Here is a 2,001-nt window from a genome sequence, read left to right on the forward strand (position 1 = left end):
TGTTAGGATTTGCTGAGGCAGGAAATAACTGGGGATCCTATGCAGACTTCAACCCTTATGATTTAAAAAAATCTGCAGGTGTAGGTGCTAGAATCTTTATGCCAGCATTTGGATTGCTAGGAGTGGATTGGGGCTATGGCTTTGATGCAATTCCAGGCACAGTTCAAAGAAGTGGAGCTCAATTCCACTTTACGATAGGACAACAATTCAGATAAAAATGAAAAAAGTTGGCGCAATAGTTAATTTATGCAAAATTAATTTTCTGGGTCAGGACTTTAATCAAACCTGTAATTCTTGCCTATAATCATGAAAAAATCATTGAAAATAGTATTTTTGCTGCTCTTTGCACTGCAAGTACTGCCTGTAAGCGCTCAAAAGTTCGGTTATATTGATTCAGAGTACATTTTGAACAAACACCCGGACTATAAAGTAATACAGCAGGAGCTTCAAACGCTCAGCAATGAGTGGAAGAAAGAGGCACAAAATTTGGACAAAGAGATTAAAGAACTTTACGACCAATTAAAAGCTGAAGAAGTACTGCTTACGGAGGAGATGTATCAGCAAAGGCTGAATGACATAAAGCAAAAACAACAGGAATCGCAGGCTTTCAATAGTCGGATATTTGGGATTGATGGACAATATTATCAGAAGCAGGCAGAATTACTTCAGCCCCTTCAATCAAAAATATACGATGCGATCGAACGAGTTTCCAGAAAAAATGGTTTAGCGGTATTGTTTGATAAAGCAGCAGGACCCTCAGCTATTATTTACACAGATCCAAGACATGATTATTCAGAATTCATCTTGGAAGAATTAGGAATTGAAGAGAACAATTAAATACAAACAAAGAATGAACAAAGTAAAAGTTATCCTTTCAGCAGTAGCATTGCTTTGCGTAGGATTCGCGGCACAGGCTCAGGAAATCAAAATTGGGTATACCAGCGTGGAATTTATTATGGATTTAATGCCGGAAATGGAACAAATCGGAGCTGATATTCAAGATTACCAAACTCAGCTACAAACTAATATCCAAACTAAAGCTGCAGATTTTCAACGTCAGGTTCAGACTTATCAGCAAGCTGCCCAAACTATGACTGAAGAGGCTAGAGCGGCCAAAGAAGAGGAACTTACCAAACTTCAGGCAGACCTTCAGAAATATGAGCAAGATGCTCAGATAAGCTACCAAAATAAATTAGGTCAGTTGTTAGAGCCAGTTCAGGAAAAAGTAATCAATGCGATCAATGCAGTTGCAGCAGAGAACAATTACACTCATATCTTTGCAGAAACTGCTGGTCAGTCACCTGTATTGCTTTACACTAAAGAAGAAGACAAATTCACTGAATTGGTATTGGCTAAGCTAGGACTTCAAATGCCTACTCCTCCAGCAGGAAACTAAACCACAGCATCTTCAATAATTAAAACCGGTTTTTCGAGGATTCGAAAAACCGGTTTTTTATTTTTACTTATGCCCAAAAAGAAGCCTAAAGATATTATCAGTAAGAGTCTTGATGCAGTTTTGGTGGATTTCCGTGCCGATTGGTGCGGTCCATGCCAAACGATGGATCCTATTATTGAAGAAGTCCTCGATGAACTTAAAGGCAAGATTAAACTCTTAAAGCTAGACATCGACAAGCATCCCCAGATGGCCCTACAATTTGCAGTTCGATCCATTCCACATTACATTTTATTCAAAAGGGGAAAAATCCTTTGGAGAAAAGGTGGACTAATTCCTAAAAGAGATTTAGAAAAAGCTTTGAAAGGTTTTGTATAAAAAAAGCTCCCGATTGGGAGCTTTTTATGATTATACGAAGAATTTTAGCCGAATCACTTCTTGCTCAGAAAGGAATCGATAATGTCCTCTTTTAAGATCTTTTTTATCCAAACCAGCATACATCACTCGATCCAAGGCTGTCACTTCATAGCCTAAATGAGCAAAGATTCTTCTAACGATTCTATTTCTTCCAACATGGATTTCCAAACCAAGAATCTTTCGATCTACCG

General features: G+C 38.2%; 4 protein-coding genes and 1 pseudogene. 4 read left to right on the top strand and 1 reads right to left on the bottom strand.

The features are described from left to right. The 4 genes from Q0L68_RS19955 to Q0L68_RS19970 form a co-directional block, all read left to right on the top strand. On the top strand, positions 1–215 hold a 215-nt coding region (locus Q0L68_RS19955), incomplete at its 5' end, for a hypothetical protein (protein WP_296705995.1). A 91-nt stretch (positions 216–306) separates the two neighbouring features. Further along, positions 307–837, top strand: a complete 531-nt coding sequence (locus Q0L68_RS19960; RefSeq protein ID WP_296705996.1) for an OmpH family outer membrane protein — start codon at positions 307–309, stop codon at positions 835–837. 13 nt (positions 838–850) lie between these two features. Beyond that, entirely contained in the window at positions 851–1,396 is a 546-nt protein-coding gene (locus Q0L68_RS19965; RefSeq protein WP_296705997.1) for an OmpH family outer membrane protein, read from the top strand. A 69-nt stretch (positions 1,397–1,465) separates the two neighbouring features. Beyond that, positions 1,466–1,771: a thioredoxin domain-containing protein gene (locus Q0L68_RS19970; RefSeq protein WP_296705999.1), complete on the top strand. Its 306-nt coding sequence runs from the start codon at positions 1,466–1,468 to the stop codon at positions 1,769–1,771. A gap of 30 nt (positions 1,772–1,801) precedes the next feature. On the opposite strand, the pseudogene Q0L68_RS19975 reads toward Q0L68_RS19970, so the two are convergent. Beyond that, positions 1,802–2,001, bottom strand: a pseudogene (locus Q0L68_RS19975) (pseudouridine synthase); the annotation flags it as partial.

It is taken from the genome of Algoriphagus sp. (assembly GCF_024642405.1).
GTDB lineage: Bacteria > Bacteroidota > Bacteroidia > Cytophagales > Cyclobacteriaceae > Algoriphagus.